This is a genomic window from Allobosea sp. LjRoot9, from assembly GCF_964252745.1.
Classification (GTDB): Bacteria; Pseudomonadota; Alphaproteobacteria; order Rhizobiales; family Beijerinckiaceae; genus Allobosea.
Genome location: NZ_CAXUPC020000014.1, coordinates 35,863 through 49,239, shown reverse-complemented (window position 1 = coordinate 49,239; position 13,377 = coordinate 35,863). Strand labels below are relative to the sequence as shown.

At 65.4% G+C, this 13,377-nt stretch carries 16 protein-coding genes; 10 read left to right on the top strand and 6 right to left on the bottom strand.

Going from position 1 to position 13,377, the window contains the following annotated elements; all coding sequences use genetic code 11:
• Positions 1 to 10 precede the first annotated feature (10 nt).
• Positions 11 to 856: an aldo/keto reductase gene (locus tag ACSQ3P_RS30600; RefSeq protein WP_436169301.1), complete on the top strand. Its 846-nt coding sequence runs from the start codon at positions 11 to 13 to the stop codon at positions 854 to 856.
• Positions 857 to 879: 23 nt separating this feature from the next.
• On the opposite strand, the gene ACSQ3P_RS30595 is transcribed toward ACSQ3P_RS30600, so the two are convergent.
• On the bottom strand, positions 880 to 1,668 hold the full coding sequence (locus ACSQ3P_RS30595) for an alpha/beta hydrolase family protein (RefSeq protein ID WP_436169188.1): 789 nt from the start codon (positions 1,666 to 1,668) through the stop codon (positions 880 to 882).
• A gap of 309 nt (positions 1,669 to 1,977) precedes the next feature.
• On the opposite strand from ACSQ3P_RS30595, the gene ACSQ3P_RS30590 reads away from it, so the two are divergent.
• Positions 1,978 to 2,610, top strand: a complete 633-nt coding sequence (locus ACSQ3P_RS30590) for a L,D-transpeptidase (RefSeq protein ID WP_436169187.1) — start codon at positions 1,978 to 1,980, stop codon at positions 2,608 to 2,610.
• A 22-nt stretch (positions 2,611 to 2,632) separates the two neighbouring features.
• Here the strand turns inward: ACSQ3P_RS30590 and ACSQ3P_RS30585 are convergent, their stop codons facing one another.
• Positions 2,633 to 3,538: a hypothetical protein gene (locus ACSQ3P_RS30585; protein WP_436169186.1), complete on the bottom strand. Its 906-nt coding sequence runs from the start codon at positions 3,536 to 3,538 to the stop codon at positions 2,633 to 2,635.
• 14 nt (positions 3,539 to 3,552) lie between these two features.
• Positions 3,553 to 4,320: an IclR family transcriptional regulator domain-containing protein gene (locus ACSQ3P_RS30580; protein ID WP_436169185.1), complete on the bottom strand. Its 768-nt coding sequence runs from the start codon at positions 4,318 to 4,320 to the stop codon at positions 3,553 to 3,555.
• Between the two features lie 96 nt (positions 4,321 to 4,416).
• On the opposite strand from ACSQ3P_RS30580, the gene ACSQ3P_RS30575 reads away from it, so the two are divergent.
• The 7 genes from ACSQ3P_RS30575 (at position 4,417) to ACSQ3P_RS30545 (ending at position 10,643) form a co-directional block, all read left to right on the top strand.
• Positions 4,417 to 5,274, top strand: a complete 858-nt coding sequence (locus ACSQ3P_RS30575; RefSeq protein ID WP_436169184.1) for a CoA transferase subunit A — start codon at positions 4,417 to 4,419, stop codon at positions 5,272 to 5,274.
• Positions 5,275 to 5,280: 6 nt separating this feature from the next.
• Positions 5,281 to 6,054 carry a CoA-transferase subunit beta gene (locus tag ACSQ3P_RS30570; RefSeq protein WP_436169183.1) on the top strand — a complete coding sequence of 258 codons (774 nt, stop codon included), beginning with the start codon at positions 5,281 to 5,283 and terminating at the stop codon, positions 6,052 to 6,054.
• Positions 6,051 to 6,761, top strand: a complete 711-nt coding sequence (gene pcaH / locus ACSQ3P_RS30565) for a protocatechuate 3,4-dioxygenase subunit beta (protein ID WP_311912036.1) — start codon at positions 6,051 to 6,053, stop codon at positions 6,759 to 6,761. The genes ACSQ3P_RS30570 and pcaH overlap by 4 nt, the downstream gene beginning before the upstream one ends.
• Complete coding sequence (gene pcaG, locus ACSQ3P_RS30560) at positions 6,751 to 7,344, top strand: protocatechuate 3,4-dioxygenase subunit alpha (protein WP_436169182.1); 594 nt, start codon at positions 6,751 to 6,753, stop codon at positions 7,342 to 7,344. The genes pcaH and pcaG overlap by 11 nt, the downstream gene beginning before the upstream one ends.
• A 34-nt stretch (positions 7,345 to 7,378) precedes the next feature.
• On the top strand, positions 7,379 to 8,287 hold the full coding sequence (locus ACSQ3P_RS30555) for a ribokinase (RefSeq protein ID WP_436169181.1): 909 nt from the start codon (positions 7,379 to 7,381) through the stop codon (positions 8,285 to 8,287).
• Between the two features lie 218 nt (positions 8,288 to 8,505).
• Positions 8,506 to 9,048 (top strand): retropepsin-like aspartic protease family protein, encoded by a 543-nt coding sequence (locus ACSQ3P_RS30550; protein ID WP_436169180.1) that lies wholly within the window; start codon positions 8,506 to 8,508, stop codon positions 9,046 to 9,048.
• Positions 9,049 to 9,143: 95 nt separating this feature from the next.
• Entirely contained in the window at positions 9,144 to 10,643 is a 1,500-nt protein-coding gene (locus ACSQ3P_RS30545) for a phosphomannomutase/phosphoglucomutase (RefSeq protein ID WP_436169179.1), read from the top strand.
• A gap of 37 nt (positions 10,644 to 10,680) precedes the next feature.
• Here the strand turns inward: ACSQ3P_RS30545 and ACSQ3P_RS30540 are convergent, their stop codons facing one another.
• From ACSQ3P_RS30540 to ACSQ3P_RS30530, 3 genes are all read right to left on the bottom strand, one after another.
• Positions 10,681 to 11,298, bottom strand: a complete 618-nt coding sequence (locus ACSQ3P_RS30540; RefSeq protein WP_436169178.1) for a TadE/TadG family type IV pilus assembly protein — start codon at positions 11,296 to 11,298, stop codon at positions 10,681 to 10,683.
• A 9-nt stretch (positions 11,299 to 11,307) separates the two neighbouring features.
• Positions 11,308 to 11,919 carry a TadE/TadG family type IV pilus assembly protein gene (locus tag ACSQ3P_RS30535; protein ID WP_436169177.1) on the bottom strand — a complete coding sequence of 204 codons (612 nt, stop codon included), beginning with the start codon at positions 11,917 to 11,919 and terminating at the stop codon, positions 11,308 to 11,310.
• Positions 11,920 to 12,274: 355 nt separating this feature from the next.
• The gene (locus ACSQ3P_RS30530; protein ID WP_436169176.1) at positions 12,275 to 12,778 is read right to left on the bottom strand and encodes a pilus assembly protein N-terminal domain-containing protein; all 504 of its coding nucleotides are present in this window, start codon (positions 12,776 to 12,778) and stop codon (positions 12,275 to 12,277) included.
• Between the two features lie 413 nt (positions 12,779 to 13,191).
• Between ACSQ3P_RS30530 and ACSQ3P_RS30525 the strand changes: the two genes are divergently transcribed.
• A complete protein-coding gene (locus ACSQ3P_RS30525; protein WP_436169175.1) occupies positions 13,192 to 13,365 on the top strand; it encodes a Flp family type IVb pilin in 174 nt (57 codons plus the stop codon).
• Positions 13,366 to 13,377 lie beyond the last annotated feature (12 nt).

Sequence of the window (13,377 nt, the reverse complement as noted above, 5' to 3'; positions counted from 1 at the left end):
CAGGAGAACGCTGATGGCACATCGTTTCGGGCAGGATGGCTTGCAGGTCGCACGCATCGGCCAGGGCAGTTGGAACATCGAGCTCGCCGACCGGCGCAACGCTGTCGCCGCGCTGAAGCGCGGGCTCGATCTCGGCCTCAGCCATATCGACACCGCCGAAATGTATGGCTCGGGCCGCTCGGAGGAGATGGTCGGGGAGGCGGTTTCTGGGCGGCGCGACGAGGTTTTCCTCGTCTCGAAGGTGCTGCCGCACAACGCTTCGAAAGCTGGAACGCGCAGTGCCTGCGAGCGCTCGCTCAGGCGCCTCAAGACCGACCGGCTCGACTGCTACCTGCTGCATTGGCGCGGCTCCTATCCGCTGGAGGAGACCTTCGCCGCATTCGAGGCGCTGCGCGAGGAGGGCAAGATCCTGTCCTGGGGCGTCAGCAATTTCGATGTCGACGATCTCGACGAGGCGCTCGAAGTGGCAGGACCGGGCCGCATCGCCTGCAATCAGGTGCTGTACCATCTGCGTGAGCGGGCGATCGAGCATGCGGTGATCCCGTGGTGCGAGCGCAACGGCGTCGCCGTCACGGCTTACAGCCCGTTCGGGCAGGACGATTTTCCGCCATCCATCAGCGCCGGCGGCAAGCTTTTGGCGGAGATCGCGGCGGCGCATGGGGCCAGCGCCCGGCAGGTCGCGCTGGCTTTCCTGACGCGGCGGCCCTTGGTCTTCGCCATCCCGAAAGCGGCCAGGGCCAACCACGTCGAGGATAATGCAGGCGCGCTGTCCCTGCGCCTGAGCGAGGCCGAGATCGCTCGCATCGACGCCGCCCTGCCGCGTGGGCCAAAGCCGCGCTCGCTGCCGATGTTGTAGCAGCCGGCGTCGAGGCGCAGACCTCAGCGCATGAAGCCGATGCCCCGCAAAAATCCCTCGACCTCGCTGCGCCAGGAGCCGACGGCATTGATGTAGCCATGGCCGTCTTGGCCATAGGCCGGAGCGGACACGAAGCGTGCCTTTCCGCCTGCGGCGGAGAAGGCCGAGTACAGGCGCTTGGCCAGATCGGGGCCGAAAAAGAGATCGTTGCTGCTGTAGAGCCAGAGTTCCGGCGCGCGCGCATAGCCGCCATAGCGCCCGGCTGCGGAGATCAGCGCCTCTTCCGAGCATACATCGTTGGGGCCGCGCGAGCCGCGCCCGCCTGCGAAATTGACCACGCCGAGCAGCCCTGAATCGCCGTGAGTTGCGGCTGCGATCGAGCCCCAGCCGCCAGCCGAGACGCCCATATAGACCAACCGGCGTGGATCGGCGTCGGGCCGAGCCCTCACGGCGCTGGCGGCGGCGCGGATATCCTGGGCAGTCGCCAGGCCGCCGCCATAATAGTCTGCGTTCTCGCAGCGGCCATAGCCCTCGGCCCAACCGCTTCCCTCGCCGCCATAGCCGCGCCGGATCGGCACTGCGACGAGCACGCCGCGCGCCACGAAGGTTTTTGCGACGGCGGCCAGCGTCGCCTCGCCGAACTTCGCGCGTGCCGCGGGGCTGCGTGGACTGCCATGCGACAGGATCAGCACCGGAAACGGGCCTTGTCCGCTCGGGACATAGAGATGGACGGCGATCTCGCTCCCGCCGACCGAGGTCTTCAGGGTTTCGACGGCGCGGACCTCCTGCGCCGCGAAGGGTAGCAGGAGCAAGCTGAGGGCCAAGCTGAGGGCAATGAGACGACGAGCAAGGCGGGAAGGCGATCGTGACGGCATGGCAAAGTCCGGCGGCTGACGGGGCGTTATGCTGCCGGCTCTTGGCGTCGCCGTCAAAAGCTCGCCTTGCGCACGGGACCAGCCCTCATCGGGTTTGAAACGCTGATTGCGCGATCGTGGAAACCACAATTCGTCTTTGCGCTTTACAGCTGGGCCAACTGAGGCCTTTTCTGAAGGCAATGGCGGCGGAGCCTTGCGCCCGACAATGCCGAAAGATCCAACAGTCGCGTTTTTCGGAGTGGTGTGATGCGTCGCGTTCTCGGCATCCTGGCCGTCTTGTTCCTATCGTTCGCCGGCATCGCCACGGCCCAGGCCGGCGTCTCGGTGAAGGTCGATATCGCCGCCCAGCGCATGCAGGTCGCGACGACCGATGGCGAGGTTTACAACTGGGCGATCTCCTCGGGCCGCAAGGGCTTCCGCTCGCCCAACGGCGTCTATCGGCCGACCCGGCTGGAGAAGAGCTGGTACTCGCGGAAATATGGCGGGGCCATGCCCTATGCCGTGTTCTTCCGCGGCGGTTACGCGATCCATGGCACCAATGCCGTCGGCGCGCTCGGTCGCCCGGCCTCGCATGGCTGCATCCGTCTTCATACAGCCAATGCCGCGAAGTTCTTCGCGCTGGTGAAGAAGCATGGCGCCGGCCAGACGCGCATCGCGCTGAACGGCGCGGCCGATGACGGGCTCTCGCAATTCGCCAAGGCGTCGAGCGGCGCCAAGTCTAAGCTCGCCAAGGCGAAGGCCAGGGAGCGTGCCGCCATCGCGCAGAACCGCAAGGCCCCGAGCTGGAACGCCGCCCGCGAGCAGATCTTCCTGCGCCCGGCGCTACCGGTGGATGCTTTCGGCTATCAGCCCTACTATCCCAATCAGCGCTGGCGCTGAGCGGTTGCGTCCGGTCAGCGGATCACAGCGTTTCCGGCACGATCCGCAGCCAGCCTTCCAGCGTCTCGCCCGGCTGAAGCCGCGTTAGCGGCGAGACGGCGCGTGCCGCCGCTTCGCTGGGTGAGCCGATCGCGTGGCTTTGCGGCTCGACGCAGAGGAAATCCGCACCAAGCGGGGCCCAGACCACCGGGAAGCTGAAATTCTCGCTGGCGGTCAGCGTGATCGCGAGACCAGTCGAGGGCGTCTCGATGCGCGCCACGCCATTCCAGCCGAGCAAGCTCCAGGCGGTCTCATGCTCCCGCGCGAAAACCGGCTTGCTCGCATAGGGGCCGCCATCGCTGAACAGCGCCGAGCCGGTTGCGCGAAAAGCCTCGCCGAAGACGAGTGCGCCGTCTGCGGTCATACCCAGCCGGGTGTCGGGCGCGCAGGGAAACCAGGGATGATGGCCGATTCCGTAAGGTAGTGCCGTATCGGCCTCGTTGGTGACGGCCATCGTGATGGTCATACCGGTGTCGTCGAGCGCGATGTCCTGCGTCGCACGGTAGCGATAGGGATCCGGGCCCTCCGTCCGGCGGTGCTCCAGCACGGTATGGCCTTGGGTCTTGCCCAGGACAGTCCAGGCCGATTGCCGGCCGAAACCGTGGATGTTGCCGCTGCGGTCATTGGCCGGGACAGTGAAGGCACGCTCGCCATCATCGACCAGGCAATCGAAGGCGCGGTTGGCGAAGGGCACCATCAGCCATGTCCCGAACATGTTGGAATGCGCGGTCGTGGGCACCGCTCCATCGGGCGCGTGCAGCAGCTTGTGTCGTTGTCCGTCCGGAGCGCGCCATTCAAGCGCCGTGACGATCCCGCCGATCTCGGGGGCGATACGGGCGGTGAAGGGGCCGGTCGACAGTTCCAGCATCGCGATCTCGCTTGGGGTCATGTGATCATTTGGGCTCATTTGATCAACGGCTGCAGCATCGCCTGCATCGCGCGCATTTTCGGCAGAAAGGCCTCGGCCATCGCTTCGGCGGAGTTGCGCTGCGCCTGGCCCGACAGGTTGAAGGCCGCAACGACCTCGCCGCGCGCATTGACGAGCGGCATCGCCAGCGAGACCAGGCCGAGTTCGAGCTCCTGGTCGACGAGGCAATAGCCCTGCGCCTGCGCCCGCGCCAGGATCGGCATCAACTGTGCGATCTCGGTGACCGTGCGTGGCGTCAGCGCGCGCGGCTTGCCTGCGAGAATGCGCGCCTGCGCCTCCTCTGGCGGCAGGGCCGCCAGCAGCATGCGGCCCATCGAGGAGCAGAAGGCCGGCAACCGGCTGCCGACGGACAGGCCCACCGACATGATCCGCCTTTGTGCGGAGCGGGCGATGTAGACGATCTCATGCCCGTCGAGCAGCGAGGCGGATGAGGATTCGTGGGTTTCCTCCGACAACCGCTCCAGGAACGGCTGAACCAGCTGCGGCAGCGCCGTCGAGGCGAGCCAGGCATGGCCGAGACGCAGCACGCGCGGCGTCAATCGGAAGAACTTGCCGTCGAACTCCGCGTAGCCGATCTTCGCCAGCGTCAGCAGGCAGCGCCGCGCGGCGGCGCGCGACAGGTCGGTCGCACGGGCGACATCGGCGATGGTGAGCTTGTCATGGATCGCGTCGAAGCATTCGATCACCGCCAGCCCCTTTTCCAGGGCGGCCATATGGTCGCGGTCCGGTGCTGTACTCGTCATGCTTGGCTCGCCATGCTTGACCGTCTTTGGTGTGCGCCGTAAAGTGCGATTATCAAAACGTTGTGCGATTAACGCACATAATGAGGAGATGTCAAGGTGGCTGAATTCGTCTCCCTTGCGCAAGGGGTCGAGGCGGTCCTGAGCGATGGCTGTTCCGTCGCGATGGAGGGTTTCACCCATCTGATCCCGCATGCGGCGGGCCATGAGGCGATCCGCCAGGCCCGCAAGCGCCTGACCTTGATCCGCATGACGCCGGACCTGGTCTATGATCAGATGATCGGCATGGGCTGCGCCGAGAAGCTCGTCTTCTCCTGGGGCGGCAATCCCGGCGTCGGCTCGCTGCATCGTTTCCGCGACGCGGTCGAGAATGGCTGGCCGCACAAGCTCGAGATCGAGGAGCACAGCCACGCGGCCATGGCCAATGCCTATGAGGCGGGCGCCGCGAACCTGCCCTTTGCGGTCTTCCGCGGCTACAAAGGCGTCGACCTGCCCAAGGTCAACCCGAAGATCAAATCCGTGACCTGCCCCTATACCGGCGAGGTGCTGGCGACGGTGCCGGCAATCCGTCCCGACGCCGCGATCATCCATGCGCTCAAGGCCGATCGCGAGGGCAATGTCCTGCTGGAGGGCATCGTCGGCGTGCAGAAGGAGGCGGTGCTGGCAGCAAAGCGCTCGCTCGTCACGGTCGAGGAGATCGTCGATGATTTCGGCCCGCGCAACGCCAATGCCGTGATCCTGCCGGCCTGGACGGTGACCGCGATCGCCCATGTTCCGGGTGGCGCCTATCCCTCCTACGCGCAGGGCTATTACAAGCGCGCCAATGATTTCTACATCGCCTGGGACAAGATCGCCCGCGAGCGTGAGACGTTTTTGGCTTGGATCAAGGCGAATGTGCTGGAGCAGGGGCCTGAGGCCTTCGCACAGCATGCCCGCCCGTCCCGGCAGGCAGCGTGAGGGATCATGATGACCGCAACCCCCACCGAGATGATGACGATCGCAGCCGCCCGGCTGCTGACGAATGAGGATGTCTGCTTCGTCGGCATCGGCGCGCCCTCGGCCGCCTGCAACCTCGCGCGTTTGACCCATGCGCCGAAAATCACGCTGATCTACGAATCCGGTACGCTCTCGACGCGGCCGACCGTGCTGCCGCTCTCGATCGGCGATGGCGAGCTCTGTGATACCGCGCTGACCACCGTCTCCGTGCCGGAGATGTTCCGCTACTGGCTACAGGGCGGGCGCATCACCATCGGTTTCCTCGGCGGCGCGCAGATCGACCGTTTCGCCAATCTCAACACCACGGTCGTCGGTCCCTATGACGCACCGAAGGTGCGTCTGCCCGGCGGCGGCGGTGCGCCCGAGATCGCGATCCATTGCGGCCAGATCTTCATCACCATGGCGATGGGCTCGCGCGCTTTCGTCGAGACGCTGCCCTTCATCACCTCCTTCGGCCACGGCACGGGCAAGGGCGACCGCGCCAAGCTCGGCCTGAAGACGAAGGGGCCGACCAAGATCATCACCGACCTCTGCGTGATGGAGCCGGATCCCGAGACCTCGGAGCTGACAGTGGTCTCACTGCATCCGGGCGTCACGCGCGAGCAGGTTCAGGCCGGCTGCGGCTGGCCCTTGCGCTTTGCGGCCGAATTGGCGGAGACTCCCGCCGCGTCAGTGCAGGAACTGGCGGTGCTGCGCGATCTGCACACCCGCACCAAGCACGCTCACGGAGTGGCGGCATGAGCCTGATCTATCCGCGCGAGAGCCTGAAGGCGCACCCCCTCAACGCCTCGCCCGAGTACAAGTCCACTTTGAAGCGCGCCCCGGCGCAGCCCCTGATCCTGTTGCCGCACACGCTGTCGGAAACGACCGGGCCGGTCTTCGGCCATGTCGCGGTCAACGAGACCGACACCGACCTCACGCGTCAGCACGAGGGCGAGCCGCTGGGCGAGCGCATCATCGTGACCGGTCGCGTACTCGATGAGGACGGTCGGCCGGTGCCGCATACGCTGGTCGAGATCTGGCAGGCCAATGCCGCCGGGCGCTATGTCCATATCCGCGACCAGCATCCGGCCCCGCTCGACCCGAATTTCACTGGCGCGGGCCGGGCACTGACCGATGCACAGGGGCGCTATCGCTTCGTCACGGTCAAGCCCGGGGCCTATCCCTGGCGCAACCATCACAATGCCTGGCGGCCGGCCCATATCCATTTCTCGCTGTTCGGGCCGAGCTTCCTCTCGCGCGTCATCACGCAGATGTATTTTCCGGGCGATCCGCTGTTCAAATACGATCCGATCTTCCAGTCGATCACCGACGAGAATGCGCGCAACCGGCTGGTCTCACGCTTCGACATCGAGACGACCGAGCCGGAATGGGCGCTCGCCTACCAGTTCGACATCGTCCTGCGCGGCCGCAATGCGACGCCGCTGGAAGAGCCCCATGACCACTGAGACCAAGACGACCACTGAGACCAAGCCCGGTTTGACCCCATCACAGACGATCGGCCCCTTCTTCGCCTATGCGCTGACGCCGCGCGCCTATGGCGGGTCGGAGCTCGCCACCGAACAGGTCGCGGCCGAGGGCGTGGCCGGCGAGCGTATCCGCATCGAAGGCACGGTCTTCGACGGCGATGGCGTGCCCGTGAGCGATGCCATGATCGAGAGCTGGCAGGCCGATCCGCAGGGGCGCTTCCATGCCGCGGGCAATGTCGGCTTCACCGGCTTCGGCCGAGCCGAGACGAATGCCGAAGGCGGTTTTTTCTTCGAGACGGTCAAGCCGGGCGCATTGCCGGGAGCTGACGGGATACAGCAGGCCCCCCATCTCAGCGTCTCGGTCTTCGCACGTGGTGTGTTACTCAGGCTCGCGACCCGGATCTACTTTTCCGACGAGCCGGGCAACGCCTCCGATCCGGTCCTGGCTCTCGTGCCGGCCGGGCGGCGCGATACGCTGATCGCCCAGCGCGGCGCGGATGGCGTCTTCCGCTTCGATATCCGCTTGCAAGGCGAGGGTGAGACGGTGTTCTTCGAGGCCTGAGGCCTTCGCTGTGAAGGCCGCCTCGGGACGCGTCATGATCGTCGTTTTTGGTTCCTTGAATGTCGACCTCGTCACGCCGGTCGAGCGCCTGCCCGGTGCCGGCGAAACCGTGATCGGCCCGGGCTATGCACTCCATCCCGGTGGCAAGGGCGCCAATCAGGCGCTGGCCGCGTGCCGCGCCGGGGCAGAGGTCGCGCTTGTCGGCGCGGTCGGGCGCGATGGTTTCGCCGAGATTGCCTTGTCGCTGCTCGCGGCGGACGGGGTCGATCTTGCCAATGTCGCGCATGTCGACGCGCCAACGGGGGCGGCCTTCATCGCCGTCGATGCGGCCGGCTCCAACCAGATCGTCGTCGCGGCCGGCGCGAATGCGTTCGCTCGCAGCGCCGTGCTGGACACCATGCCGCTGAGCGAGCGCGACGTGCTGTTGCTCCAGCGCGAAGTGCCCGAGGCGGAGTGCATCGCCGCTGCGCGGTCGATGAAGCGGGCCGGTGGGCGCGTTATCTTGAACCTCGCCCCGGCCGGTGCGCCCGCTGCGGCGCTGCTCGACTGTCTCGATGTCCTGATCGTCAACGAGCATGAAGCGTTGGTTCTGGCGCAGTCCCTGGGCTGGCCCGACGGGGAGCCCGAGGAGGTCGCTCGGCGCATCGACGCCGAGCGCGGGCTGACTTGCGTCGTGACGCTCGGCGCGGCCGGCGTGGTCGGCTGGCAGGGCGGCGTCCGGCGCAGGCTTGCGGCGCCGCAGGTCGACGTCGTCGATACTGTTGCTGCTGGCGACAGTTTCACGGGGGCCTTTGCCGCGGCGCTTGCCGCAGCCTGCGGCTTTTCGGGCGCGCTTCAGCGCGGACTGGCCGCCGGCTCGCTTGCCTGCACGGTGGCCGGTGCGCAGCCGAGCGTGCCGCGCCGGGAGGCGATCGAAGCTTTGGTCGGCCAAGCGTTTCTTTGAGTTCCCAGGCGCTTATTTTAGTTCCAAGGCGTTTCTTGGAGTTACGCAGTATCCTTTGCTGCGGGTTGATGAGAGCTTCGGGAACCCTGCGTTAAGCCTGTTCCTTGCAAAGCCGGCATCTGCCTCGCAACCTGCGCAATACGAGCTGCGCTTTTCATCTTTCCGCAGGGACTGCGCCACATGCTCGATCTGCAGATTGGGGATGGGGTCAGACATCGATGGCGCAAAGGCCGATCATATGGGCTCTCGGCGTCGCCGGGGCCGTGATCTACAGCGCGCTTTCCTATAGTGGGCGGCTTGCGGACATCACCGGCGGTGGCGCGCCTCCCGTCGCGGCCGTCGCCACTGCCGGGAACCGGTCGACGACGGCGCCAAAGGCTGCACCACAACGTCCGACCCTGACTGTCGCCGCAGATTATCGCGGCCATTATGTCGTTCATCCGACGATCGACAATTATCGCGTCCAGATGATGGTCGATACCGGTGCCAGCATGGTCGCGCTGACGGCGAGCGATGCCCGGGCGCTCGGCATCCAGCTCGGGCCCAGCGACTACAAGATGACCCTCAGCACCGCCAATGGCGTGGTCAAGGGGGCGCGCGTCAATCTGCGCGAGGTGCGGCTCGGCGATATCCTGGTGCGCAATGTCGAGGCGGTCGTGTTACCGGACGGCGCGCTCTCGATGAGCCTGCTCGGCACCTCCTTTCTCGGCAAGCTGCAGGGCTATGAGGTCCAGACTGGCAGAATGGTCCTGCGCGGCTGAACCTCCGGCCGGGTTCGGGCTGAGGCGTTTCCCATCATGGGCGTCATCGGCTATGCGTAAGGCCTCTGGCCCGCCTCTCCGTCCCGGAAGCCCCGATGTTCCCCAAGCCGCTGCCTGAGCTCTTCCCGAACACCTTCGAATATGAAGCCCTACCGCTGGTGAAGCCGACCGGCTTCCGCGAATACGACGCGCGCTGGTTCTTCGGGCCGGAGCTCAATCTGATGGGCGTCCAGGCCGTCGGCATGGGGCTGGGCACGCTGATCAAGCGCATGGGCGTGAAGCCGGAGATCGTCACCGGCCATGATTTCCGCAGCTATTCCTCATCGATCAAGATGGCGCTCGTCACCGGCCTGATGGCGGCGGGCTGCAAGGTCCATGATATCGGGCTCGCCATGTCGCCGATGGCCTATTTCGCCCAGTTCGCGCTCGATGTGCCTTGCGTCGCCATGGTCACCGCCTCGCATAACGACAATGGCTGGACCGGGGTGAAGATGGGCTGCGACCGCCCCGTCACCTTCGGCCCCGAGGAGATGGGTAGGCTCAAGGAGATCGTGCTCGCCGCCGATTTCGACCTGTCGGGCGGTGGCTCCTATCAGTTCGTGCCGGATTTCCCGGCGCTCTACATCAAGGATCTGACCAGCCGCCCGAAGATCACGCGCAAGCTCAAGGTCATCGCTGCCTGCGGCAACGGCACGGCAGGCGCCTTCGCCCCGCAGATTCTGGAGGCGCTCGGCTGTGAGGTCGTGCCGATGGATGTCGAGCCCGACCATTCCTTCCCGCGCTACAATCCCAACCCCGAAGACATGAAGATGCTGCATGCCATGGCCGATGCCGTGAAGCAGCATGGCGCCGATGTCGCACTCGGCTTCGACGGCGATGGCGACCGCTGCGGCGTCGTCGACAATCATGGCGAGGAGATCTTCGCCGACAAGATCGGCGTCATGCTGGCCCGCGATCTCGGCGCGCTCCATCCGGCTGCGCAGTTCGTCGTCGATGTGAAGTCGACCGGCCTGTTCAGCACGGATCCCGAATTGCAGCGGCTCGGCGTCAAGACCGATTACTGGAAGACCGGCCACTCCTATATCAAGCGCCGCGTGCGTGATCTGAACGCGCTCGCCGGCTTCGAGAAATCGGGGCATTTCTTCTTCAACGCGCCGGTCGGTCGCGGCTATGACGACGGCGTCGTCACCGCGATTGCCGTCATCGACATGCTCGACCGCAATCCGGGCAAGTCGATGTCGCAGCTCTATGCCGCCGTGCCGAAGACCTGGGGCACCCCGACCATGGCGGCCAAATGCGCCGACGAGATCAAGTATCAGGTCGGCGAGCGCGTCGTGAAGCGCGTCGAAGCCCTGCAGGCGCAAGGCGCGACCATCGCCGGGCAATCGATCCGCGACGTCATCACCGTGAACGGCGTCCGCGTCGTCAATACGGACGGCACCTGGGGGTTGGTCCGGGCCTCGTCGAACAAGCCCGAGCTCGTCGTCGTCTGCGAGAGCCCGGTCTCCGAAGCGCGCATGCGCGAGATGTTCGCGGCGATCGATGCCTTGCTGCGTGAAAACCCCGAGGTCGGCGCCTACAACCAGAGTATCTGACGGGCGAGGCAGACATGCTGCGGGGTGGTGTTCCCCGTCAGTTGTAGAGCGGGCACATGGCGACGCTGGTCCGCTCGACCTGCTCTATGTTGCCGGTGCCACCGGTCTTGCCGACGCGCGGGCGCATATAGATCGGGGCGTTGCCGATCGTGATCGATCCGGTCAAGAGGTAGCCGAGCGGCGTGAAGTTATAGCTCGCCGTCGCCATGATCAGCGAGGTGCTGGCGACCTTGAGATTGTCCGGCAGGGTGACCGTGTCCCCGCGTTTGGGCACGGTCGAGTTGCGCTGCGCGCTCCAGCAGACCTTGGCAACGCCGCTGCTGTCGATGACGACGCTGACGATCGCCATTTTCGGCGCCACGCTCGTGAACGGCGCCATGATCGTTTGCGCCGCGTCAAAAATATTGCTGATCTCGGTGTCCGAGATCGACGTGCCCTGGGCGGTCAGGTCTGCCAGGGCGCGGTTCAAATCCGTGACCTTGCGGTCGATCATCACGCCCTGCGCGACCTCGACGATGCCGAAATAGGCCATCAGCATGATCGGGAGAACGAAGGCGAATTCAACGGCGGCCGCGCCGCGGCGGCTGTCGGCGAAGCGTCGCGCCAGGCCGCGCAGGACGGCCGGGTTGCGGCGAAAGGAAACGACACGCCACATGATCCGACCTCAGGTCGCAGGAACGGTGAAGGGTTCGGTGCGGAAGGTGGCGGAGGCCACGATCGCCCGCTTGCCCGAGCCGAGATTGGCAAGCGCCGAGCTCCATTGCGTGAAGATCAGCTGGTATTCGAGCACCGCCCGCACGACGACGATCTGCCCGGGCAGCGGCTGCGTGAAACCGTAACCGCTGGTGTTCAAGGCGCCACCGCTCACGGGATTGCTCGCGGCCGTGCCTGTGTTCGCGCTGGCGAATGAGGCGTAGCTGCGGACGTCGATGGTCACCTTGGAGCAATCGATCAGGCCTGGCCCATTGGCGCAGATCGCGTTCTTGAAGGCTGTCGCATTGGCACCGGCGACGGCGCTTTTGTAGAGCGTCTGGGATTGGCCGGTGAGCAGCGCGCGCGAGGCTTGGGCGACGCCCTCCTCGAGTACCTGGCTGGTCCAGAACATCAGCGCGGTCTCGAGGATCGCCGCCAGCAGCATCAGGAAAGGCGTCGCTATGATGGCGAATTCGACGGCCGTCGCGCCGCCCTGCGAGCGCTTGAAGCGTCGCAGCAGGCGGTGGATTCCCCGCGGCCGGCGCGTCGGCTCGGCCGGTGTTTCGATCGGATGAGCCGTCATAGCGTCATGCGTCCAGCTGGCGTGCCACGGGGAACTGCAGGGCAGATGAGACCGGGGCACATTCTCGACTTGTCGTGCCGGCAGCCGCCAGGCCATGCCCGTCGATCTCGGCGAGCCCAGTCCTAGACGAAAAGAATTTCGGATCCGTTATGGCCACATGCGGACCATCGGCGGAGGCGTTAGTCCGCCATTCACCTTGATGGCCGTTCGCTGCGTCGCCGGAGCAGGCGCGGCTTGGTCCGCAGCCCTATCTCGAGAGCAATTTCCGATCCGGTTGGATCGTTCAATTGCTCTCGTCCTTTATGTCGACGTGTTTTCTTCACGCGAACCGGTGCCCACTTCGCTCGAAAACGCTTTACCGGTTCGTGCCGACCGCCAGGGTGTTGCGCGCGGTGGTCTGGCCGCCGACCTCGCCGAAATATTTCTGGGCGTCGCCGAGCTGGACCGCAGGCTGGCATATCGGCGTGCAGGAATAGGATTCGCGTTCGAGGCCCCGCTGCACGGTCAGGATGGAATCGGAAGCCGCGCTTACGCGCACGAGGGACTCTGCCAGCAGCGCTCCGCCGGCGTCGAGGGCGATCAGGTTGGTGACGCCGAAGCTCTTGCCGGTGACGACCATCACGCCGTTCTTCTGCACCGAGACATCGGCGATGCCGGGATTGCCGACGATCACGGTCTGCGCCCGCTCCGGCAGCCGCACCACCTTTGCGTGATCGACCAGGACATTCACGGTTTCGGGCGCGGCCGCCTGCGGCGCGGCGTTCACTACTCCGGCCGGCGCGGCGAAGGCGATGAGCGCAGCCAGCGTCCGCGACAGGCGGGCCCGGCGATGCGGCGCTGACGGTTCGAGAGTGGACATGGCTGACGCCTCAAGGATTCCAACAGCGGGAGCAAAGCGCAAATTGATGAATCAATCCCTAATGGGCCTCCGCCGAAGGCTTAGATCGTTACCTGAAGCCGCTGAAATTGAGGGTTTTCCTCATGGGAATTCAGTCGATCTGGCACGAGGCGATGCGATATGAGCGAAGGGGAGCTTGTTCGCGGATGCGTGAGAGTGGAAATGAATTCGAATACTGAGATAGAGTATAAGTAAGCGCTAGATGATCTCATAAATTCAGCGTTAACCATCGAAATGATGTCTCCGAAAACGAGCCAATTCTTCTTTCGGCTTAACCGATCAGCAAGGGGGGCGGGGTAGTGTCCATGTGTCGCTGACCGAAGCCGCTCAGAGCAACGGCAGCAGTCAAACCGTGGTGTAAAAGGAGTTCCAACATGACCAATCTCTTCGCTCGCTTCGCCAAGGACGAGTCCGGCGCGACCGCCATCGAATACGGCCTGATCGCAGCGCTGATCGCCGTCGTCGTCATCGCCGGCGCGACCCTGCTCGGCACCAATCTCAACGCCGTGTTCAACAAAATCGCCCTCCGTCTGGCCCCCATCGGCTGATCGGTCACGGAC